The following is a 19,451-nucleotide window of genomic DNA, read 5'->3' as shown; positions in this document are numbered from 1 at the left end:
GCAGGATCAAACCAGGCGAGCGCCGCCATCGATGTTGAGTACGGCGCCGTTCATGAAGGTGTTGCTCATCAGGAACACTGCTGCCGCGCCGGCTTCCTCTGCTGTGCCGAGGCGATGCAGCGGCAGAACCTGCTCCAGAGAGGCGACGAAGGCATCACGCCCCTCGCCGAGTGCCTTGCCGAGAATCGGTGTATTGATCGGGCCTGGAGACAGCGTGTTGACACGCACCGGGGCCAATTCAAGGGCCAGACCGCGAGCCAGTGCTTCCATTGCTGCCGAGGCAGCCCCGAGCACGGCCGTGCCGTAAGCATTTGGGCGATCAGCCAGGGAGCCAGAAATGAAAGTGATCGACCCGTCTTTTGCAAGCCTGTCGCCCAGAACACGAATCGCATGGATTGACGCCCAGATGCGTTCATGGAACGCGCGTTGCAGGTAATCGATGTCAGCTTCGAGTACGGTGCCTGCGACGAACGTGCCGGCGAGCAGAACGAGGTGATCAACCTGGGGAATATTCGCCAGCGCGGCTTCGATCGCCTTGCTGTCGGTCACGTCTGCTGCGCGCCAACCGTGAAGGCCATGCTCGATTGCGGCCTGCTCGGCACGCGCGGCATTTGAGCCGATCACGATGACCTTGGCGCCGACGGCTTTTGCTTGCACCGCAGCCGCCAGGCCGATGCCGGAGGTGCCGCCGAAAATGACCACGGTTTTGTTGATGAGTGAGGATGGCAGTGTTTGGGCGATATCCATGATGAGTCTCCGTCTGGAACACCTGAATGGCGTTCGATGGAGAAAGACTACTGTGATGAAGAGACATTGATAATTGGGGCGAAAGTCGCTTTACTAATGCCATGAAGGCACAAATTGGATTGGATCGTTTAACCGGGCTTATCGCCTTCGCACGTGCGGCGTCGCTGGGCAGCTACACGGCGGCGGCGCGCGCACTGTCGGTGTCGCCGTCTGCCATCAGCAAAAGCGTGCAACGGCTGGAAGAACATTTCGGATTGATGCTCTTCACCCGCACCACGCGCTCACTGGTGCTCACCCCGGAGGGCCGTGACCTGTATGAGCGCGCCCTGCGGATACTGCGCGAAGTCGAAGACATCGATCAGGCCGCCGTTGCATCCCGCGCCGAGCCTGCGGGTGTGCTGAAAGTAACAGCGCCGCTGCCCATCGGCTTGAATATCATCGCGCCTGCCCTGCCGAGGTTTCGTGAGCAATTCCCCAATCTCACCATCGATCTGAGGCTTGGCGATCAATATTCCGACATCATTGAGCAAGGCATCGACGTCGCGGTCCGCGTCGGCAACCTTGCCGACTCCCGTCTGATTTCCCGACCGCTCGGGCCACATCGGATCGGTGCGTTTGCGTCACCGGACTATCTGAAACGCAAGGGCGTGCCACTCACGGCTGAGGATCTTGCGCATCATGAATGCGTGAATTTTCGTTATCAAAGCACGGGACAGAGTCTGCGCTGGCCTTATCTGGCCGGCGACAAGCAGCTGGAGCTGACGCCTGATGCAGCCTTCACCGTTGACGCCAGTGATGCAGTCGCGGCGGTGCTGGCTGCCGGGGGCGGCATCGGCATTTCACCGCATTATGTGGCTGCGGCGTATGTTCGTCGGGGCGAACTGATTCCGATCTTGCGGCAGTTCACCGTGGAACGTTTCACCATCACGGCGTTGTGGCCGGAGAGCCGTCGGGGAAGCCCGAATGTGAAGGCGTTTACGGCATTCCTGGTTGAGCTGTTCCCTTCAACGCCCCTCTGGGATCAGGTCATCGATAAGGCTTTGAGGGATTGAAGGGGTCAGGCTCGACGTTACGAATAACAACGCTTTGCCGACTTGGGCGTGTCGACAACACGCCCAGGCAGGTGAGGATCAATCAAAACGCCAGCGAAGCACCGTCCGCCGGAATGTCCACACGGTTTTCGATGCCGTGTTTTTTTACGTAGCTGCGCAACTCGTCACGCGTCAGGGACATGTGGTTGATCGCGTCCATGTGCACGGCAACGATTTTCGCGTTTTTCGCGACCTGCGCCGCGCGCAGGACATCTTCCTCGCCCATGATGATCGAGCCTTCGTAGCCGCTCATTTTCGCCTTGCCGGCGTTGAGCACGATCACTTCAGGCTGGAACTTTTCGATCGCCTGATCCACTTCCTTGCGCCAGATGGTATCGCCGGCAAGGTAGAGGGTCTTGTAACCGGGCGCCTGGAAGACAACGCCCATGGCTTCGCCCAGCGGTTTGGCCAGGGCAGGCACGGCATACATTTCGTCGGTGCCGTGCTGGCCGCCCGTTTTGGTTATTTTGACGCCGCCGAACTCGGCCTGATCCTTCAGCACTCGCACGTTTTTGAAGCCTTGCGAGCGAATCAGCTGAGCATCTTCTTCATGCTGGGCGAACAGAGGGATGTCTTTAGGCAGGGCTTTCTGCGCGGCATCGTCCCAGTGATCCAGGTGCGTATGCGTGACGATGACGGCATCGACGCCGGCAATCACTTGCTCCGGGGACTCGGTCAGATCAACCAGCGGGTTACGCAAATTGCTCCGGTAGGTGTTTTCGAACCCTGGGTAGGCGCCCTTTTTGGCCAGCATCGGATCGATCAGAAAAGTCGTGTCGCCGTAGGTGATTTTCACCGTGGCGTTACGTACTTGCTGCAGATTCAGTTTGTGCGCGGCCTCAGGGTTTGCCCCGGTACCTGTCTCTGCGAACGCGGGTGCAGCAGCGGCCGCACAGGCAATGCTCAAGGCAAAAGGAAGCGTTTTAAGTGTCATGGGAATCATCCTGTTGGTTTATCAAGACGTCCATTCTTGCTGAAGCTTGCCGCCGCCAACAGTGGCCTGAATGACATATATCGATATAATCGGGCCAAAACGACTCCGTCGAACCGAGACCTCTTTTTATGCCTTCCATCCGTGTTGCCGTCCTTGCATTCGACGGCGTAAGCCTGTTCCACCTGTCGGTGCCCGGTATCGTCCTGGCGACCGCGAATCCGGGCGCCAACGAGCCCCGTTACGAGATCAGCTACTGCGCGCAAGAGCCGGGCATGGTCAGCAGTGACCAAGGCATTGGGCTGGCGATCGCCAACGGTCTGGAATTGATGGAAACGTGCGACGTCATCATTATTCCGGCGTGGGGCGATCAATCGATCACCGCTTCGGCGGCGCTTGTGCAGGCGCTGCAACGGGCCCACGCCGAAGGCAAATTGATCGTCGGTTTGTGCCTGGGTGCCTTCGTGCTCGGTGACGCCGGGTTGCTGGACGGCAAGGAGGCGACGACCCACTGGGCCGCTCGCGACGAATTTGCGCAACGCTTCCCCAAGGTTCGGTTTCGCCCCGAGGTGCTGTATGTCACCGACGATAACTTGATGACCTCGGCGGGCACCGTAGCGGCCATCGATTGTTGCCTGCACCTGGTGCGCCAGCGCTTCGGCGCTGACGTGGCCAATCACACGGCGAAAATGCTGGTCACGCCACCGCACCGCCAAGGGGGCCAGGCACAGTATGTCGAGCACCCGGTGCCACAGCTCCCAAGCGAAACGCACCTGGCCAACGTTTTGGCCTGGGCCCGCATGAACCTGAGCGAAAACCTGTCGCTGGACCTGTTGGCCGAAAAAGCCCGGATGAGCAGGCGCACCTTTACCCGGCGATTCAAAGAAACGACCGGTACAACGGTATTCAAATGGCTCAACGCCGAGCGAGTGATCAGAGCGCAGGCGTTATTGGAAACCACGGATTTACCGATTGAATGCATTGCCGGGGAAGCCGGCTTTGGCACGCCGCTGTCGTTGCGGCAACAGTTCGCGGCTCACTTGGGGACGTCACCGTCGGATTATCGGAAGATGTTTTGTCGGGGCGTGACGCGCGATGGCAGTGCAAAAACGTGACCAGCGAACCCGTAGCCGCGTTCCGCTTGCGCAACGGGGGTGACAACGTAGCGACCGTCGCCGCGTCACTGGGTTACCTGTCCGACGCAGCCTTTGGCGCCGCATTCCGTCGCGTGCACGGGATATCGCCGGGGCAATACCGGCGCGATCCACTGCTGTAGCCCCCCGCCTGTTGATCGGGGGTATTATCGCGACAACCTGCCAAGGACGTATGCCGATGCCCGCCACGAAAACCCGCCCAACCCCCGCGCCGCTGCTGCAGCCCGGCGAAACCGTGGTGCTGTTCGATGGCGTGTGCAAACTGTGCAACGGTTGGGCGCGTTTTCTGATCCGGCATGATCGCCACCGCCGTGTGCGTCTGGCAGCGGTGCAATCGCCCGAGGGCCAGGCATTGCTGGCGTGGGCCGGCTTGCCATTGGACGAATTCGATACCATGGCGGTGATTCGCGACCGTAGCTACTGGGAGCGTTCGGATGCGTTTCTTCAGGTCATCGGGCAATTGCCGGGCCGCTGGCAACCGCTGAAGCTGCTGCGCATCATCCCGCGCGCCCTGCGCGATTGGGCTTACGATCGCATCGCGATGAATCGCTATCGGCTGTTCGGCAAGTACGACACGTGCCTGTTGCCGACTGCAGATCACGAAAGCCGCTTTCTAAACGCCCACCGTTAACCCGATCTGATTCCGCCAGCAAAGTTTTAAACCGATGCCGGCGTTCAGTCTCCCCGCTGCGATTAGTCCGCCGAAAAAGAATGAACCCGACGCCTCGCTTGCCACCTAACGCACAGACCATCAGGAGGTAAGCCTATGCAAATCGAAACCGTGTGGATCGTATTGGCGGTCATTCTTGTACTGATCGAGCTTTGGGCCATCAACCGGGTGCGTAAAAGCGAAGGGAAATCGAGCAATAAAGGCGTGTGGATCGTGCTGATCGTCTTCGTGCCGCTGTTCGGCCTGATCGCCTGGGCGTTGGCGGGGCCCAAGCATGTCGGCCACGGTTCGGCCTCCCAGGCGAACCGATAGCTTTCAGTCGCAGGCCTTCTCAAGCATCACCCACAGCCCGGCATTTGCCGGGCTTGTTATATGCAATGCCGGTCGAGCGGATTTCATGCAGGATGCACGAAGGCGTTATGCCTGCTTCTACGCCAGCCCTTGAATGACGGGGCGTGCGGACGCCCAGCGAGTTGGCATGAGTCATGCGATAGCCTCTCCTTGAATACACAGCAGCGCAGATAAAAGAACGCTGTGTTCAATCCGTGAAAAGCAGAGGCCTCAAAAAATGAATGCCATCGACCTTCTCAAAGCCGACCATGAAAAAGTAAAAGCCATCCTCAGCCAACTGAGCGAATCCACCGACCGCGCGCTGAAAAAGCGCGTCGAGTTGCTGGGCAAACTGGAAATGGAAATCACCCTTCATACCCGCCTCGAAGAAGAGATCCTCTACCCCGCTTTCAAGGAAGCCGGTAGCAAGGAAGAGGACGTCATGTACTACGAAGCCAAGGAAGAACACCGCACCGTGGATTCGTTGGTACTGCCTGATTTGAAAGAGACGGATCCGGGCACACCAGAATTCGCCGGTCGGGTCAAAGTGGTCAAGGAGCTGCTCGAGCATCACATCGAAGAGGAGGAACAGGAAATGTTCCCCAAAGCGAAAAAGCTACTGGGCAAGGCCAGGCTAGAGGAACTGGGCGCGCAGATGGAGGCCATGAAGGCGAGCCACAAAAAGGAAATGGCGGCCAACAACATCGCCGCGTAAAGAACGGATGACGCCAAAGGCCCGGCAGCGATGCCGGGTTTTTTTATGGCCGGCACTCCTACAGGGCGGCGCTGAATACTGGTTGTGATCAGATAGCCCACGGTGGTAGCGGATTGAATTTCGCTTCGATCCACTGCTTGAACGCCACCACAGCCGCCGCCGGAAACCGCGATGACGGCCTGACCAGGTAGACGCCGCCTGCGGTATCCAGATGCCAGTCAGGCAACACTCGCACCAGCGTTCCCGCCGCCAGGTCGCGGCTCATCAGCCAGTCGCCGGCGCCGAGAATACCGGCGTCGGCACGGGCCGCTGCCAGCAGGGATTCACTGTCGCTGGCGGTCAGGTTGCCTTGCGGCGTAATGGTCTGCAGCTCATTGCCGCAATGCAGCCGCCACAGCGGGAAAGACGCCAGCCCGCTGAAGCGCAGGCAGTTGTGCTGCAGCAGATCCTGCGGTGTTTGCGGCATGCCGTGCGCCTCGATGTATGCCGGCGACGCGCAGAGAATTCGTTGATGGTCGCTGAGCTTTTTGGCGATCAGCCGATTGTCGTTCAGCTCACCGATACGGATGGCGGCGTCGAAACCCTGCTCGATGATGTCAACCAGGCCTTCGCTGTAATCGGCAATCACCGAGACGTGCGGATACGCCTTGAGAAATTCCGGCAACATCGGCCCCAGCCACAACCGCCCCATCGCTGCCGGCAGAGCCAGGCGCAAGGTGCCGCGCACTTCGCTCGCACCTTGCAGCGCTTGTTGCTGTGCCTCGTTCATCAGTTCGACGGCAGCGCGCAGGCGTTGTTCGAGCTTGACGCCGACTTCGGTGATGCGCACGTGCCGGGTCGACCGCTCGACCAGGCGCACGCCAAGACGCTTCTCCATCGCGGCGAGGCGCTTGGAAACGATGGTCGGGTGACGCTGCAGCATTCGGCCCGCCGCGACAAACGAGCCTTGCGCCGCGACGGCCAGAAAGGCAGCGATCTCATCGCTATGGGAATTGCTCAAAACATCCAGATTCATGGCTTTAAAATGATTGCCCCTGATGATCGACCCGTCTCCAGATCGGCGTGCGCACGCGCCGCATCGGCCAGTGGATAGCGTGCCCGGATCTGCGGGGTGATGATACCGGCTGCAACGGCGGCCAACACATCGTGCGCACGTTCCTGGTATTCAGCGGTGGTGGCGGTATGTGCGGCCAACGACGGGCGGGTCAGAAACAGCGAGCCCTTGGCATTCAGCGTTGCCAGCTCAACCGCTGCCGGCGCGCCGGTCTGAGCGCCGAACGAAACCATCAATCCCCGTGGGCGCAAGCTGTCCAGCGACGCCTGAAAAGACACGCGGCCGATCGGGTCATACACCACGTCGACCTTGCGGCCGTCGGTGATGCGGATCACGTCGGCGGCAAGGGTTTGGGCATCGAACACCAACACCTCATCACAACCCGAAGCCCGGGCCTTTTCGACGCTCGCTTGCCGGGACACCACACCGATTACCGTCGCGCCAAGGTGTTTGGCCCACGGCACCATGATTTCACCCAGACCGCCCGCAACGCCATACAGCAGCATCGTTGTGGCCGGTCCGACTGGGTACGTGGCTTTCAACAGATACTGCGCCGTAATGCCCTTGAACAACACGGCCGCCGCGTCTTCGAACGACAGCGTCTCGGGTATCTTCACCAGGCGCTCCGCTGGAAACAGCCGCGCCGACGCGTAGCCGCCCAAGGGGCCAGCGGCATAAGCGACTCGATCGCCCACGCGCACATTACTCACACCGGCGCCGACCGCGGCGACCCGGCCGGCGCCTTCCAGGCCAAGGCCCGACGGCAATGCCACCGGCACGGCGCCTTTGCGCTGAGTGACGTCGAGGTAATTCACGCCCACCGCCTGTTGTTCCAGCCAGACCTCGCCAGGCCCTGGCGTTTGCTCGCTTACAGCGTGCAGTTGCAGGACGTCAGGGCCGCCCGTTTCGGTGAAGCGAATTGCGTTGACCATGCTCATCTCCGTTCAGTCGTTAACCGTTGAGCTGAGTGTGAAAGCTGAGGTTGCGACGAACAAGCCAGGCTGAATGCAGTTCATTGCTGCACGTTGTGCAGTTATATCGCATAAAAAAGGAGCGGCACCCTCGCCGCTCCTCCATAGACGCTAATCAAACGCGCCGTTGAGCACTTCGTAAATCAGCCCGGTCGCCAGGGCGACGAGGATCAGGTCGGTACCCACCTGCTGCCATTCGTAGCCGTCATAGCGAGGCAAGTGGCCGAGCAGTCGCCCGTCCAGCTTCTTGGCAATGCCGGGCGGCAGCGGTTTGCCGCGCGCGAGGTTCTTTTGGATGCCCGGCGGCAGCGGCGGCCCCGGGTTCCAGTATTCCCCTCGATAGCCGCCGATAATGCCCAGGATGTTGCTGCGGTCGACGCTTGGACCTCCGCCGCGTTGACCGGAGGATTGCTGGCCTTTGGTGCCATTCCCTTGGCCGCCGCCGCCTTGCTTGCCGTGATCCTGCATATTCTGCGGTTTGCCTTTGCCGTTGCCTTGGCCTCCTTGACCTCCCTGGCCCTTGCCATTGCCCGGGTCGGCCAGCGCCGTCGTGCTGCCTATCACCAGCGCGAGGCAGGACACTGCGGCAATCAATGTGCGAGCTTTTTTCATATGCGGTTCCTTCGGTTCGGCGGTGCTCCAGAGTCTGGAGCATTGTGCTCAGCTTAGTGGATTTCTTCTTGCTGACCACTCGGCCTTGCGTCAGGATTCCCACCCTCTCCACCCCGATCGAAAAAACCATGAATCGTCAAAAGAAATTGCAGCAGCTGTTCAAGGAAAAAGCCAAAAAGGCCAACGCCAAACTCGCGCCGAAAAAGCCCAAATACATTTGCAAAGCCGATCGCCTGAAGCTGGAAGCCGAAGCCGCACAGACATCCCTTGAGAACGCTGAAAGCTGAATCAGGCTTTTTGCCGCGACGTCAGCCAGGTCATCAGCGCCGCCAGCACCAGCAACGCCGCGCTGGCGAAAAAGGTCAGTCGATAGCCGCTGCCGTCGAACAGCAGGCCGCCAACGGTAGATCCCGAGGCAATCGACAACTGCACCACCGCCACCATCAGCCCGCCGCCCGCTTCTGCATCGTCAGGCAGCGTGCGCGCCAGCCACGACCACCAGCCCACCGGCGCCGCCGTCGCGATCAGGCCCCACAGGCCCAGCAACACGAACGCTGCGATCACGGAGCTGCCCAGCCCGATCAGCGCCACCGCGATCACCGCCATCAACAGCGGGATTGCGATCACCACGCGGTACAGGCCTTTCTCAAGCACAGAGCCGATGATTACGGTGCCGATAAATCCGGCCACGCCAATGGTCAGCAAAATCATCGACAACACGGAAACATCGACCCGGGTTACGTTTTCCAGATACGGCCGCAGGTAGGTGAACAGGACAAACTGGCCCATGAAGAACAGGCCGGCGCTGAACATGCCGAGCGCCACGCGGCGGCTTTTGAACAACGCAAAGACATTGCCGGCGCTGGCCTTGCGCGGCGCGGCGGGCAACGCGGGCAAGCTGATCCACTGCCAGACCAGCGCAATGAGCGCCACCGGGATCAGGCAGAAAAACGCTCCGCGCCAACCGATGACACTGCCCAGATAACTGCCCAACGGCGCCGCCACTACGGTGGCCAACGCGTTACCGCCATTGAAGATGGCCAAGGCCTTGGGCACGCTCGCCGACGGCACCAGACGCATGGCCAGCGCAGCCGACATCGACCAGAAACCGCCGATCACCACGCCGATCAACGCGCGGCCGATCATGTACACGGTGTAGTTGGGTGCGAGGCCGACCACCAGACCGGACGCGCACATCATTGCGGTCAACAACAGCAACAGCTTTTTGCGATCCATTGACCCAGCGAGTCTTGCCATCGTCAGGCTGGTCAGCACCGCGAAGGCACCGGAAATGGCGATGCCGTAACCCGCAAGGCCTTCGCTGATGTGCAGGTCCGTCGCCATCGGCGTGAGCAGACTGACGGGCATGAATTCCGAAGCGATCAGCGCGAAGACACACAAGGTCATCGCGAACACGCCGCTCCAGCACGCGGGTTGGTCGCCGGCTGCGGCAACGCCCGGAGACCGGGTTGTCGGATTGTCGATTACTTGGGCCGTCATGCAAAAACCTGTTTTGGAGAAGAATGGGTCGAGGCATTTATGCCTCGCTACTCAGGCTGCAAAGCTTGACGGATTGCGCTTAACTTGATTAGTAGCGGTAATCTTCATGTGCTTTTGAGAAAAATTCAGCAATGAGCAACGCCAAAGTCAACGATCTCCAGGCCTTTCTGGCCGTGGCGCAGGATCAGAGCTTCACCAAGGCCGCCGCCCGCCTGGGCGTCACGCCTTCTGCGCTGAGCCATACGGTGCGTGCGTTGGAGCAGCGTCTGGGCATTCGTCTGCTCGCCCGCACCACGCGCAACGTCTCGCCAACCGAAGCAGGCGAGCGCTTGATACATTCGATTGCGCCGCTGTTCGAGCAGATCACTGCCGAGCTTGAAGCCCTCGGCGAGCTGCGCGACAAGCCCAGCGGCACGATCCGGATTTCCTGCACAGACGATCAGATCGAGCTGTGCATTCGCCCGATGCTCACAAGTTTCTTGAAGGACTATCCGGACATCACTCTGGAGTTCTACGTCGACTATGGATTCACCAACGTGGTCAAGGAGCGCTTCGACGCCGGCATTCGTCTGGGCGAATCGATCAGCAAAGACATGATCGCCGTGCGCATCGGCCCGGACTGGCGTCTGGCCGTGGTCGGCTCGCCCGACTACTTCGACCGCCACCCGGCGCCCGCCACGCCTCATCAGTTGATGGAGCACACCTGCATCAATATCCGCCACAAACCCGCCGGCGCGATTTACGCCTGGGAGTTTGCCCACCAGGGTCAAGACTTCACCGTCAAGGTCGAAGGGCAACTGGTGTTCAACAGCATCATGCATGTGCTCAACGCCGCCGTGGATGGCATCGGTCTGGCTTATGTGCCCGAGCAACTGGTCGCGCCGTATCTGGCGGACGGGCAATTGGTGGAAGTGCTGGCTGACTGGTGCCCGACGTTTCAGGGTTATCACTTGTATTACCCCAACAGGCGTCAGGGCTCGGCGGCGTTTGCGGCGTTTGTCGAGGCGTTGAAGTACAGAGGCTGACTTCACGAATCCGTTCTGAATTTTCCTGCCGATCTGCCCCCTAAAATCCTGAGCGGTCGATACACGTCCGCCGAGGCAAGGGAGGTCAGCACGCATGTCGGATAATCAGGCGCCTTCGCAGCGCAACTCACAGGAATCCACCCAAACGCTGTTGAGCCGTTTGCTCATGGCGCGCGGCCCCGGTGGACAGGAGGACGAGGTTCGGGCGATCTGCCTGGAAGAACTGCAGCGCCATTGCGATGAAGTCTGGACCGATCCGGCCGGCAACGTCATCGGCCTGCTCAAGGGCCGGCAAACGGACCCGGATGGCAAGCATGCCGTGCGCATCATGGGCCACATGGATGAAATCGCGATGGTGGTCAAACGCGTCGAGCCGGACGGGACACTGCGCGTGGTTGCCCTCGGCGGCGCAAACCCGGTGAATTTCGGCGTCTGCCCGGTGGATATTCTCGGCGACACGCAAACCCTGCCCGGCGTGCTCTCGTTCGGGTCGATGCACGCAACGACAGGCTCGCCGCAGGGCAAGGATGTGATGAGCGGCGCACTGGAGTGGAAAGACGTGCACGTCATCACTCGCCAGGATCAGCAAACGTTGCAAAACATGGGCGTGCGTCCCGGCACTCGCGTTGTGCTCAGCCAGCACTGGCGTACGCCGTTCCGGGTGGGCGATGCCATCGCCGCGCATTTTCTCGATGACCGCGCACCGGTAGTCGCCATGCTCCAGGCCGCCGAGCAGTTGAAGCACAGCCAGATCCAATTGAAGCATGACACCTACTTCGTCTTCACCACGCTCGAAGAAGAAAGCAACGCCGGCGCAATGTACGCCGCTGCGCATTTGCCCGGCGACACCACGATCGCCGTGGAAGTCGGGCCGGTTATGAGCGAATACGCCACTCGACTGAGCGTCGATCCAATCATCGATACCGGCGACCAAAAAGGTTATTACTCGCGCGGCGTGGTGGCGGCCCTTGCCGATGCCGCCAAACGTTGCGGTTTCAATCCGCAGTTCGCCCTGCTGGTGGATTTCGCGTCTGATGCCAGCGCTGTGATGAGTTCAGGCATCAGCGCACAGGCAGGGTGCGTGGCGATCCCGACGGAAAACACCCATGGTTATGAGCTGGTGGTCGATGGCGCGATTGAAGCGTGCGCCGCGACGTTGGTGGAGTATCTGAAAGGCTTGCGAACCGAGGCAGCGACCTAGTCACCGCAAACATCAGGGGAGGCCCGTTGCAGGCCTCCCCTTCCGTTCACCGTCAGGAAGTGCCCAGACCCTGGGAGAGATCCGAAGACGATGGTCGCGCCGCATCCGGCTTGGTCTCCACTTCGGTTTGCTCGGTGGTTCTGGTCACCGTATCGCGCACCGTTTCGTAACCTTGCTGGGCTTTCTGTTTGGCTTTGTCGACCATGCCGGCGCTGGTTCGCCCCATGTAGCGTTGCTCGGTAGACGTCGTCGGGAACGCCGCGCCAAGCAAGGCGCCCAGCGCGACGCCGGCAGCAGCCACCATTAGCGGTTGCTCCTTGAGCAGGTGGCTGAATTGCTGCCCCAGCGCCTGAGAATTGCGTGACAGCCGGTCACCGGCGCCATGCATCGCGTGGGTAAAGTTTTCCTTAGCCGCGCCGACGTTTTCACCGAGGTGGCTGGCCTTGCCCTTGATCGATTGATAGCCGCCCTTCAGCGTGTCAGTGGTCGTGTGCAAGTGCGCGCGCGCACTGTCTAGGCCGTCGGCCAAACCATCAGCCCACTCACCAGCCTTGTCCTGATCCGGCCCACTGCGATACGTCGGTTGCGGAACCGGCGGACGGTTCTGGCTCATCATCAGCCAGAGCAGGCCCACTGACGTCAGCACCGCAGGCACCGGATTATTGCGCACGCTGGTGCCCAGGTTGGTGAAGAACGCCGAGCCGTTGTTCTGCATCATGCCCCAGGCCTGATCGATCATCTGGCCGGGGGTGAATTTGCTTTCCAGTTGATCGACGATGTTGCCGATGCTGGCGCGCTGCGCATCGATTTCGCGTTCGATCTGCTCCGGGTTTTTCTGAGCTTCGATATCCAGTTCGCTTTTCATGAGACTTTCCTCCGCAGCGCTTCCTGATCCTTGTTCAAGGCGTCGAGGGTGCGATCAGGTTTGAAGTGAGACGGCTCGAATTGTTTCTTCCCGGACTGCAGCATGGCGAAACCAATGATCATCACCACCACACCGACGATCAATGCCGCCAGCCATGGCGCCATGAACAGGCTCAAACCGTAGACTGCCGACATCAGCAAGATGATGAAGCCTGCAAGCAAGACAATCGCACCCCCGGCGACGGCGGCGATACCGGCCTTGAGCGTGTTGAGGCTGTTCTGCAATTCGGCTTTGACCAACGCCAGCTCTTTGGTGAATAACGCTGGCACTTCCCGGGACAGTTGCCGTAACAGGCCGACCACCGATGCGTCATCCGGTTGGCTGTGGGGCGTTGCCCCGCTCAGGTCAGATTCGTCTCTGTTCATCACAGTTCTCCTTTGGCGTCGGGTGCATGGGGTACGGAAGCTGCCGCGAAATCGGCGGGATGATCCTGCTCGCTGGGCGACGTCGGGGTGACTCCCGTGGCAAGTCCCGGATTGGGATCAGTTGCAGAGGCCGTCGACGATTCATAAGGCCGCTGGGCGCCATAACCGCCTGGCGGTGGCGTCGAAGTTCCGGTCGCCGGATCGTCTTCGGCGCTGACGGTCGCTGCCGCAGCCGTGCCCGATTTGAGAAACCGCGACAGACCGAAACCGATGGCAATACTGCCGGCAATGAATAAACCCGGGTTGTTGCGCGCCAGATCCGCTGCGTCGTGCAGCAGCTGTTCGGCACTCTTGCCGCGCAGGTTGCCCGCCAGCCCGGTCATGGAATCAGCCATGTCGGTGAGGTAGTCGGACATGCCCAGGGAGTCCTTGTCCTGCAGTTCCGAAACAAAGCTTTTCGCGCCTTGCGCCAGTGCTTCGATCTGTTCGGCGGCGGTGTCCCGATACTGACCGAATTGCGCATCGGCATGTTGCCGTGCACCGCCGAGCGCTTCGTTGACGTCATCCTTTAAATGTTCAAAACCCTGCCCAGGCTTGCTGTTCGGATCGCCTGATTCAAAGCCTGTCCTGCTGTCTGAAGTATTCATGTGGCCCCTCGCCTTCAGTGAAAACGGAAAAAGGACTACACGGCAACAATGCCAAGAGCCCCCACATAGAAAGTGACGGGGCAGCTTGCGCGAGAGTTCAAAGAGGTTGATGAGCGAGCGATGACAGGGAAGGATCATCGACAAAAGACTGCCCGACAATCCGCCGCCCAAACCCATCAGCCACTGCGCTTGCAGGATTTTTTCTGGAGCTTCTGCGCCTGCCTGAGGTCAAGACAAGACACAAAGTTTGTTGGTCAAGATGGCGGCTAAACCCTAAACACCGCCGTTAAATGGCAGAATCCTCTCACTTGATCATTTCGGAGACCGCAATGCTTCGCCTGTTTGAAGAAAGGCTCGACCCCTTCCCGCCCGACGAAGCGCCGCCACCGCCCGTCGGCCTGATGCGTTTTCTGTGGGCCTGCACCCGGGGAGCTCGCGGTTACATCCTCGCCTTCGCCCTGCTCAGCGCCAGCGTGTCGATCTACGAAGCCTGGCTGTTTTCCTTCCTCGGGCAAGTCGTCGATTTGCTCTCGACCTGGCAATCCGGAGGCGCCGCCAGTGGTGAGGAAACCCGCGTGCTATGGGGAATCGGCATCGTGCTGGTGGTCAGCATCGGCCTGATCGCACTGCGCACGATGGTCCAGCACCAGATTCTGGCAATCAATCTGCCGTTGCGCCTGCGTTGGGACTTCCACCGGCTGATGCTGCGGCAAAGCCTGTCGTTTTTTTCCGACGAGTTCTCGGGCCGCGTCACGACCAAAGTCATGCAGACCGCATTGTCGGTGCGCGAGGTGCTGTTCACACTCATCGAGATCCTGCCCGGCATCGGCGTTTACTTCATTGCGATCATTGCACTGGCCGGCGGCTTCGCTCTGAAGCTGATGCTGCCGTTCCTCGCCTGGATCGTGCTGTTTGGCCTTGCGATGGTGTATTTCGTGCCGCGCCTGGGCAAGGTCGGCCAGGAACAGGCTGACGCGCGCTCATCGATGACGGGGCGAATTGCTGACGCCTATACCAACATCACCACGGTCAAACTGTTTTCGCACTCCAAGCGTGAAGCACACTTTGCCCGTGCGGCGATGGAAGATTTCAAGCTCACCGGGTTCCGCCAGATGCGGCTGGTCAGCCAGTTCGAGATCGTCAATCAGGCGCTGGTGGTCGCGTTGATCATGGGTGCCGGCGGCTACGCGCTATGGTTGTGGCACCAGGGCGAGGTCGGCACCGGCGCTGTCGCGGCGATCACCGCCATGGCGTTGCGCATCAATGGCATGTCGCACTGGATCATGTGGCAAATGACCTCGCTGTTCGAGAACATCGGTACCGTGCAGGACGGCATGGCCACGCTCACCAGCGGCCCGAAAGTGCAGGACGCGCCGGATGCCAAGGTGCTGCAGCCTGCCGGCGGTGAAGTGGTCTTCGACAATGTCAGCTTCAACTACAACGGTGAACGGCAAGTGCTCGACGCCTTGAGCCTGCACATTCGCCCGGGCGAAAAAATCGGCCTGGTCGGCCGTTCCGGTGCAGGCAAATCGACGCTGATCAACTTGCTGCTGCGCTTCTACGATGTCGATCGCGGCGAGATTCGCATCGATGGGCAAAACATTGCGCAGGTAACGCAAGACAGCCTGCGCAGCGCGATCGGCATGGTCACGCAAGACACCTCGCTGCTGCACCGTTCCATCCGCGACAACATTGCCTACGGTCGCCCCGACGCCACGGACGAAGAAATCCGCCGCGCAGCGGTGAACGCTCAGGCCGACGGCTTCATCAGCCAGTTAAGCGACAAGCAAGGCCACAACGGCTACGACACATTGGTCGGCGAGCGCGGCATCAAACTCTCGGGTGGCCAGCGCCAACGCATCGCCATCGCCCGAGTGATGCTCAAGAACGCGCCGATTCTGCTGCTCGACGAGGCCACCAGTGCGCTGGACTCCGAAGTCGAAGTGGCGATCCAGGAAAGTCTCGATGAGATGATGCAAGGCAAGACGGTGATCGCCATCGCCCATCGCTTGTCGACGATTGCAGCGATGGATCGGCTGATCGTCATGGACGAAGGACGCATCATCGAGCAAGGCACCCACGCGCAACTGCTGGAAAAAAACGGCACTTATGCGCGGCTGTGGCAGCACCAGAGCGGCGGGTTCCTGGGTGAAGATCGGGGATTGGTCGAGGTGATGGAGGAGTAACGCGAATGAAGGGTCGAGAGCGGGCGCCTCGACCCTTCATGGATTCGGCTAATGGCTGGCAGGCCCAACCGGCAGCGTGACGCGAAACACGGTTCCGCCTTGCGGATCAGAGCTGACATCGATCGAGCCTGCATGCGAGGCGACGATTTCCGAGGCGATGAAAAGGCCCAGCCCCAGCCCCGCCACAGGCCCGTGATCAATCACCGAGCGCTGAGAGAAACGCCCCATCGGGTTGAAAATGAACGGCAGTACGTCTTCCGGGATCGGCTCCCCGCCGTTGTGCACCGAGAAGACTGCGCAATCTTGCGAAACCTCCAACTCGACCGTGACCGGAAACTGGTTGTCCCCATGAGTCACCGCGTTGCTGATGATGTTGGAGAAAACCTGTTCCATCCTGGCGCCATCGAACGCGCCCATGACAGGATCTTTCGCGTCGAACAGAACGTTGGCCTGCGGATGAAAGGCGCGAAGTTCCTCGACAACCCGCTCGCACAAAGGGGAGAGATCAATCCGGGCTTTTCTCACCGGTATGCCCGGTCCCATCTGGCAACGGGTCAGATCAAGCAAGTCGCCAACAATCTGGCTGGCTCGCTGAACGCTGCTGTAGATCTGCTGGGCCACTTTGCTCGTGCGGGCGTCGGCGGTCTCCGTGCGGCGCAACCTGTCGGCACCGAGCATGATCGCCCCCAGCGGCGTGCGCAGGTCGTGGCCAAGAATCCCCAGAAACACGTTTCGTGAAGCCTCAACCGCGCGCGAATAGCTGGCAATCGACTCCGCCAGCGCCTGATCGATGGCCTCATGAAACCGCGTCATGTCATCGACGTTCACTGACTTGCCATCCTTGATTTGCCGCATCCACTGGCTCAGCACACTGGTTCGCAGCGCCCGATACTCGGATACCATCTGATCAATGGTGAAACCCGCCATCAGCCGCGTCACGGCATGGGTTTCTGCGGCGGTCTCCTCGTCGTCGCGCGGTGCCTGGCCCTGGGCCTTGGCCACTTGCTCGCGGCTCGTCTGCCGGGTTCGCAGGTCAAGGACGATCGCTTGCAGCATTTGCTCGGCATGATCTCGCAATGCAGTGCTGTCGAGCTCCGCGCCCGGTGTTTCGATGGTTCGGGCAAAATCTTCCCAGGCCTGCAGAATCGGCTCAAGGTTCTCAAGAATGAAATCTGACAGGCGCATGTCTGTAATCCAGGAGGGAAGTCTATAAACGCAGGCAGGCGAACCCGCGCGGACAGGAATAGGGAAATTCAGGGTACAGAGGGTACGGCTGACGGGGTGCAGCGTAACATCAAAGCGCAACGCTTACGCTGGATGGCGATTCGTCACAAGCACTGCCCGGCCAGAAAACGGCCGCTTGTGACGAAAAGCCACAAAGCCCTTAGATACCTACGCTTGCGCTGCTATCCGGAACACCCAAATCGCCCCCCGGAAAAGCGCCACCCTCAATGTGGTAGACGCTCGGTTCTGCCGAAAAATAATCCTCCAGCCCCAGCATGAAGCGCTGGTGATCTTCGCTCTCCTCAAACCCCGGCGAGTGATCCTCAAGTGACCGCCATCGTACAATCAGGTTGAATCGCTCGGGGGTTTCGATGCCCTGCGAAAGCAAATGGCCGCCGTACCCCTTGGCGCGGGTCAGCAACGGTTCGACTTCGGCAAAGGCGCGTTTGAAGGCCTCAGTGTGTTCCGGGTGAACGGGCAGTACTGCAATCTCGTAAACCATGACGTTTCTCCCAAATGATGTGAACGCGTTCAGGCAATGAGCGAAGGCTCGACCGCGATGGCAATTTTTCCTGTCAGGCCGTTGTTCGCACTTTCCAGCCGGGCGTGGGCGAGCGAGATGTCAGCGAGGGAATAGACGGCGCCAACGTGCGGGCGCAACTGACCGCGCTCCACCAATGCGCTCAACTCATCGAGCTTGCCGCGATTCTGGCGGGTGAAGACGAAGTGATAACTCGCGTTCTTGCCCCAGGCTTGAACGAGGTTTTGGGGCTGCGCGATGTCTACGATGGAAACCACGCGACCAAGCTGAGCGAGCGCGTCGGGGCTGCGTGCCAGGGTATCGCCGCCGATGGTGTCGAACACGACATCGACGCCGTGGCCAGCGGTTTCCCGCAGAACAGCTTCGACGTAATCCTCCTGGGTGTAATCGATGACCACGTCGGCGCCCATGCTCCGGGCGAACTCAGCGTTGGCCTCGCGCACGGTCGTGAACACTCTGGCACCCATGGCTTTTGCCAACTGGATCGCCACATGGCCGACACCGCCTGCGCCACCGTGGATCAGAATGCTTTCCCCCACTCTGAGCGCCGCTCGCACGATCAGTGCTTCCCACACCGTCCCGCCCACCAGGCTCAGACTGGCTGCCTCTAGATGGCTCAGCGAGGCAGGTTTCCTGGCGATGATGCTTTCGGCAGCCACGTGGTATTCGGCGTAACTGCCCTGCCCGTCGAATATCTGCGGGGTGTACCAGACCTCATCTCCGGGAGCGAAGGCTGTGACGCCCGGCCCGATGGCTTCGACAACGCCTGAGACATCATGGCCGGTAATGGCTGGAAGCGGCACGAGGTCGGGATAGTCACCGCGCCGGACCTGGTAATCCAACGGATTGACGGAAGTGGCGTGCACCCGGACAAGGACTTGCCCCGCTTGCGGCACGGGCTTGGGAACGTCGCTGAGTTCGAACGAATCAGGACCGCCGAATGATTTCAGGATCATCGCTTTCATGGTAAAAACCTCGCATCGATAAAATGGGATATCGAGAATTCCAGATATTGTGCGGTAAAAAAATTTACAGCTCTTTCCCTATGACCTCGGCAAGCGCGCGGATCGCTGCTTCATTGCGTTTGTAGTAGGTCCATTGACCGATGCGCCTCACTTCAACCAGTCCCACCCGCTGCAACGTGGCGAGATAGCCCGACACTGTCGACTGCGACAGGCCGATACCTTCCTGGATACTGCTGACGCAGACGCCCTCCGTGAAAACGTCACCCTCGTCCTGCGGGGGGAAGTTCTTGACGGGATCCTTCAGGCCTTCAAGGATCTTGAGGCGCGTCGGGTTCGAGAGGGCTTTGAAGATTTCGATCAGTTCCATGCGCTCAGGATATCGAGATTTTGCGATATGTCAATGCGTAATTAATTTATTAAGTCATACGATCTCTTGCGCGTTATACGGGATGGTGAAGCTGTCACAAAGCCCCAAACAAACGCCTCCAGCTGCCCGACGACCTTGCCCGGTCCCGAGGAATACGGTACAAATCCTCTAGTTGTACGACAACATAATAAAAACCTGAGCCATCCTGAGTGGCTACCCTTATTGAGATC

The 19,451-nt window shown here is 60.1% G+C and carries 23 protein-coding genes; 10 read left to right on the top strand and 13 right to left on the bottom strand.

The genetic code is table 11. The features are described from left to right. Positions 1-6 precede the first annotated feature (6 nt). Positions 7-747, bottom strand: a complete 741-nt coding sequence (locus HU727_RS02940) for an SDR family oxidoreductase (RefSeq protein WP_186528199.1) — start codon at positions 745-747, stop codon at positions 7-9. Positions 748-848: 101 nt separating this feature from the next. Between HU727_RS02940 and HU727_RS02935 the strand changes: the two genes are divergently transcribed. Further along, positions 849-1,799, top strand: coding sequence for a LysR family transcriptional regulator (locus HU727_RS02935; protein ID WP_186528198.1), 951 nt, complete (start codon positions 849-851; stop codon positions 1,797-1,799). Positions 1,800-1,881: 82 nt separating this feature from the next. Here HU727_RS02935 and HU727_RS02930 read toward each other — a convergent pair whose 3' ends face one another. After that, entirely contained in the window at positions 1,882-2,772 is an 891-nt protein-coding gene (locus HU727_RS02930; protein ID WP_186528197.1) for an MBL fold metallo-hydrolase, read from the bottom strand. A gap of 128 nt (positions 2,773-2,900) precedes the next feature. On the opposite strand from HU727_RS02930, the gene HU727_RS02925 reads away from it, so the two are divergent. From HU727_RS02925 to HU727_RS02905, 5 genes are all read left to right on the top strand, one after another. Further along, positions 2,901-3,884, top strand: coding sequence for a GlxA family transcriptional regulator (locus HU727_RS02925; RefSeq protein WP_186528196.1), 984 nt, complete (start codon positions 2,901-2,903; stop codon positions 3,882-3,884). Further along, entirely contained in the window at positions 3,881-4,045 is a 165-nt protein-coding gene (locus tag HU727_RS02920; RefSeq protein WP_367616965.1) for a helix-turn-helix domain-containing protein, read from the top strand. Before HU727_RS02925 ends, HU727_RS02920 begins: the two co-directional genes overlap by 4 nt. 56 nt (positions 4,046-4,101) lie before the next feature. After that, positions 4,102-4,554, top strand: a complete 453-nt coding sequence (locus tag HU727_RS02915) for a thiol-disulfide oxidoreductase DCC family protein (RefSeq protein WP_186528195.1) — start codon at positions 4,102-4,104, stop codon at positions 4,552-4,554. Positions 4,555-4,689: 135 nt separating this feature from the next. After that, positions 4,690-4,905: a PLD nuclease N-terminal domain-containing protein gene (locus HU727_RS02910; RefSeq protein ID WP_186528194.1), complete on the top strand. Its 216-nt coding sequence runs from the start codon at positions 4,690-4,692 to the stop codon at positions 4,903-4,905. Between the two features lie 256 nt (positions 4,906-5,161). After that, positions 5,162-5,638 (top strand): PA2171 family ribosome-binding persister protein, encoded by a 477-nt coding sequence (locus tag HU727_RS02905; RefSeq protein ID WP_186528193.1) that lies wholly within the window; start codon positions 5,162-5,164, stop codon positions 5,636-5,638. An 88-nt stretch (positions 5,639-5,726) separates the two neighbouring features. Here the strand turns inward: HU727_RS02905 and HU727_RS02900 are convergent, their stop codons facing one another. From HU727_RS02900 to HU727_RS02890, 3 genes are all read right to left on the bottom strand, one after another. Next, entirely contained in the window at positions 5,727-6,653 is a 927-nt protein-coding gene (locus HU727_RS02900; protein WP_186528192.1) for a LysR family transcriptional regulator, read from the bottom strand. Beyond that, entirely contained in the window at positions 6,650-7,624 is a 975-nt protein-coding gene (locus HU727_RS02895) for a quinone oxidoreductase family protein (RefSeq protein ID WP_186528191.1), read from the bottom strand. Before HU727_RS02895 ends, HU727_RS02900 begins: the two co-directional genes overlap by 4 nt. A gap of 150 nt (positions 7,625-7,774) precedes the next feature. After that, positions 7,775-8,275, bottom strand: a complete 501-nt coding sequence (locus HU727_RS02890; protein WP_186528190.1) for an anti-virulence regulator CigR family protein — start codon at positions 8,273-8,275, stop codon at positions 7,775-7,777. 128 nt (positions 8,276-8,403) lie between these two features. Between HU727_RS02890 and HU727_RS02885 the strand changes: the two genes are divergently transcribed. Continuing rightward, positions 8,404-8,562 carry a DUF2986 domain-containing protein gene (locus HU727_RS02885; protein ID WP_186528189.1) on the top strand — a complete coding sequence of 53 codons (159 nt, stop codon included), beginning with the start codon at positions 8,404-8,406 and terminating at the stop codon, positions 8,560-8,562. A gap of 1 nt (position 8,563) precedes the next feature. Here the strand turns inward: HU727_RS02885 and HU727_RS02880 are convergent, their stop codons facing one another. Then, positions 8,564-9,775 carry an MFS transporter gene (locus HU727_RS02880; RefSeq protein ID WP_186528188.1) on the bottom strand — a complete coding sequence of 404 codons (1,212 nt, stop codon included), beginning with the start codon at positions 9,773-9,775 and terminating at the stop codon, positions 8,564-8,566. 131 nt (positions 9,776-9,906) lie between these two features. On the opposite strand from HU727_RS02880, the gene HU727_RS02875 reads away from it, so the two are divergent. Then, positions 9,907-10,800 carry a LysR family transcriptional regulator gene (locus HU727_RS02875; RefSeq protein ID WP_186528187.1) on the top strand — a complete coding sequence of 298 codons (894 nt, stop codon included), beginning with the start codon at positions 9,907-9,909 and terminating at the stop codon, positions 10,798-10,800. A gap of 94 nt (positions 10,801-10,894) precedes the next feature. Beyond that, positions 10,895-12,001: a M20/M25/M40 family metallo-hydrolase gene (locus HU727_RS02870; protein WP_186528186.1), complete on the top strand. Its 1,107-nt coding sequence runs from the start codon at positions 10,895-10,897 to the stop codon at positions 11,999-12,001. A gap of 52 nt (positions 12,002-12,053) precedes the next feature. On the opposite strand, the gene HU727_RS02865 is transcribed toward HU727_RS02870, so the two are convergent. Genes HU727_RS02865 through HU727_RS02855 form a run of 3 tightly spaced genes read right to left on the bottom strand, consistent with a single transcriptional unit; the run spans position 12,054 to position 13,938 of the window. Further along, the gene (locus HU727_RS02865; RefSeq protein WP_186528185.1) at positions 12,054-12,866 is read right to left on the bottom strand and encodes a DUF3618 domain-containing protein; all 813 of its coding nucleotides are present in this window, start codon (positions 12,864-12,866) and stop codon (positions 12,054-12,056) included. Beyond that, entirely contained in the window at positions 12,863-13,291 is a 429-nt protein-coding gene (locus HU727_RS02860) for a phage holin family protein (RefSeq protein ID WP_186528184.1), read from the bottom strand. The genes HU727_RS02865 and HU727_RS02860 overlap by 4 nt, the downstream gene beginning before the upstream one ends. Then, entirely contained in the window at positions 13,291-13,938 is a 648-nt protein-coding gene (locus tag HU727_RS02855) for a hypothetical protein (protein WP_186528183.1), read from the bottom strand. The genes HU727_RS02860 and HU727_RS02855 overlap by 1 nt, the downstream gene beginning before the upstream one ends. 329 nt (positions 13,939-14,267) lie before the next feature. Between HU727_RS02855 and HU727_RS02850 the strand changes: the two genes are divergently transcribed. Further along, positions 14,268-16,124, top strand: a complete 1,857-nt coding sequence (locus HU727_RS02850) for an ABC transporter ATP-binding protein (RefSeq protein ID WP_186528182.1) — start codon at positions 14,268-14,270, stop codon at positions 16,122-16,124. A gap of 48 nt (positions 16,125-16,172) precedes the next feature. On the opposite strand, the gene HU727_RS02845 is transcribed toward HU727_RS02850, so the two are convergent. From HU727_RS02845 to HU727_RS02830, 4 genes are all read right to left on the bottom strand, one after another. Then, the gene (locus HU727_RS02845) at positions 16,173-17,309 is read right to left on the bottom strand and encodes a sensor histidine kinase (RefSeq protein ID WP_186528181.1); all 1,137 of its coding nucleotides are present in this window, start codon (positions 17,307-17,309) and stop codon (positions 16,173-16,175) included. Between the two features lie 199 nt (positions 17,310-17,508). After that, positions 17,509-17,850 carry an antibiotic biosynthesis monooxygenase family protein gene (locus HU727_RS02840; protein WP_186528180.1) on the bottom strand — a complete coding sequence of 114 codons (342 nt, stop codon included), beginning with the start codon at positions 17,848-17,850 and terminating at the stop codon, positions 17,509-17,511. A 29-nt stretch (positions 17,851-17,879) separates the two neighbouring features. Continuing rightward, complete coding sequence (locus HU727_RS02835) at positions 17,880-18,854, bottom strand: zinc-dependent alcohol dehydrogenase family protein (RefSeq protein ID WP_186528179.1); 975 nt, start codon at positions 18,852-18,854, stop codon at positions 17,880-17,882. Positions 18,855-18,918: 64 nt separating this feature from the next. Beyond that, complete coding sequence (locus HU727_RS02830) at positions 18,919-19,221, bottom strand: ArsR/SmtB family transcription factor (protein WP_186528178.1); 303 nt, start codon at positions 19,219-19,221, stop codon at positions 18,919-18,921. Positions 19,222-19,451 lie beyond the last annotated feature (230 nt).

Source organism: Pseudomonas khorasanensis (assembly GCF_014268505.2).
GTDB lineage: Bacteria > Pseudomonadota > Gammaproteobacteria > Pseudomonadales > Pseudomonadaceae > Aquipseudomonas > Aquipseudomonas khorasanensis.
The sequence above is the reverse complement of the archived record's forward strand: the minus strand, read 5'-3'. Positions and strand labels throughout refer to the sequence as shown.

Coding starts and splice junctions, on each gene's coding strand:
- HU727_RS02855 (WP_186528183.1), bottom strand. CDS start 13,938: ATGAATACTTCAGACAGCAGGACAGGCTTTGAATCAGGCGATCCGAAC.
- HU727_RS02830 (WP_186528178.1), bottom strand. CDS start 19,221: ATGGAACTGATCGAAATCTTCAAAGCCCTCTCGAACCCGACGCGCCTC.
- HU727_RS02915 (WP_186528195.1), top strand. CDS start 4,102: ATGCCCGCCACGAAAACCCGCCCAACCCCCGCGCCGCTGCTGCAGCCC.
- HU727_RS02840 (WP_186528180.1), bottom strand. CDS start 17,850: ATGGTTTACGAGATTGCAGTACTGCCCGTTCACCCGGAACACACTGAG.
- HU727_RS02875 (WP_186528187.1), top strand. CDS start 9,907: ATGAGCAACGCCAAAGTCAACGATCTCCAGGCCTTTCTGGCCGTGGCG.
- HU727_RS02890 (WP_186528190.1), bottom strand. CDS start 8,275: ATGAAAAAAGCTCGCACATTGATTGCCGCAGTGTCCTGCCTCGCGCTG.
- HU727_RS02900 (WP_186528192.1), bottom strand. CDS start 6,653: ATGAATCTGGATGTTTTGAGCAATTCCCATAGCGATGAGATCGCTGCC.
- HU727_RS02930 (WP_186528197.1), bottom strand. CDS start 2,772: ATGACACTTAAAACGCTTCCTTTTGCCTTGAGCATTGCCTGTGCGGCC.
- HU727_RS02835 (WP_186528179.1), bottom strand. CDS start 18,854: ATGAAAGCGATGATCCTGAAATCATTCGGCGGTCCTGATTCGTTCGAA.
- HU727_RS02925 (WP_186528196.1), top strand. CDS start 2,901: ATGCCTTCCATCCGTGTTGCCGTCCTTGCATTCGACGGCGTAAGCCTG.
- HU727_RS02940 (WP_186528199.1), bottom strand. CDS start 747: ATGGATATCGCCCAAACACTGCCATCCTCACTCATCAACAAAACCGTG.
- HU727_RS02850 (WP_186528182.1), top strand. CDS start 14,268: ATGCTTCGCCTGTTTGAAGAAAGGCTCGACCCCTTCCCGCCCGACGAA.
- HU727_RS02880 (WP_186528188.1), bottom strand. CDS start 9,775: ATGACGGCCCAAGTAATCGACAATCCGACAACCCGGTCTCCGGGCGTT.
- HU727_RS02870 (WP_186528186.1), top strand. CDS start 10,895: ATGTCGGATAATCAGGCGCCTTCGCAGCGCAACTCACAGGAATCCACC.
- HU727_RS02910 (WP_186528194.1), top strand. CDS start 4,690: ATGCAAATCGAAACCGTGTGGATCGTATTGGCGGTCATTCTTGTACTG.
- HU727_RS02895 (WP_186528191.1), bottom strand. CDS start 7,624: ATGGTCAACGCAATTCGCTTCACCGAAACGGGCGGCCCTGACGTCCTG.
- HU727_RS02905 (WP_186528193.1), top strand. CDS start 5,162: ATGAATGCCATCGACCTTCTCAAAGCCGACCATGAAAAAGTAAAAGCC.
- HU727_RS02865 (WP_186528185.1), bottom strand. CDS start 12,866: ATGAAAAGCGAACTGGATATCGAAGCTCAGAAAAACCCGGAGCAGATC.
- HU727_RS02935 (WP_186528198.1), top strand. CDS start 849: ATGAAGGCACAAATTGGATTGGATCGTTTAACCGGGCTTATCGCCTTC.
- HU727_RS02885 (WP_186528189.1), top strand. CDS start 8,404: ATGAATCGTCAAAAGAAATTGCAGCAGCTGTTCAAGGAAAAAGCCAAA.
- HU727_RS02860 (WP_186528184.1), bottom strand. CDS start 13,291: ATGAACAGAGACGAATCTGACCTGAGCGGGGCAACGCCCCACAGCCAA.
- HU727_RS02845 (WP_186528181.1), bottom strand. CDS start 17,309: ATGCGCCTGTCAGATTTCATTCTTGAGAACCTTGAGCCGATTCTGCAG.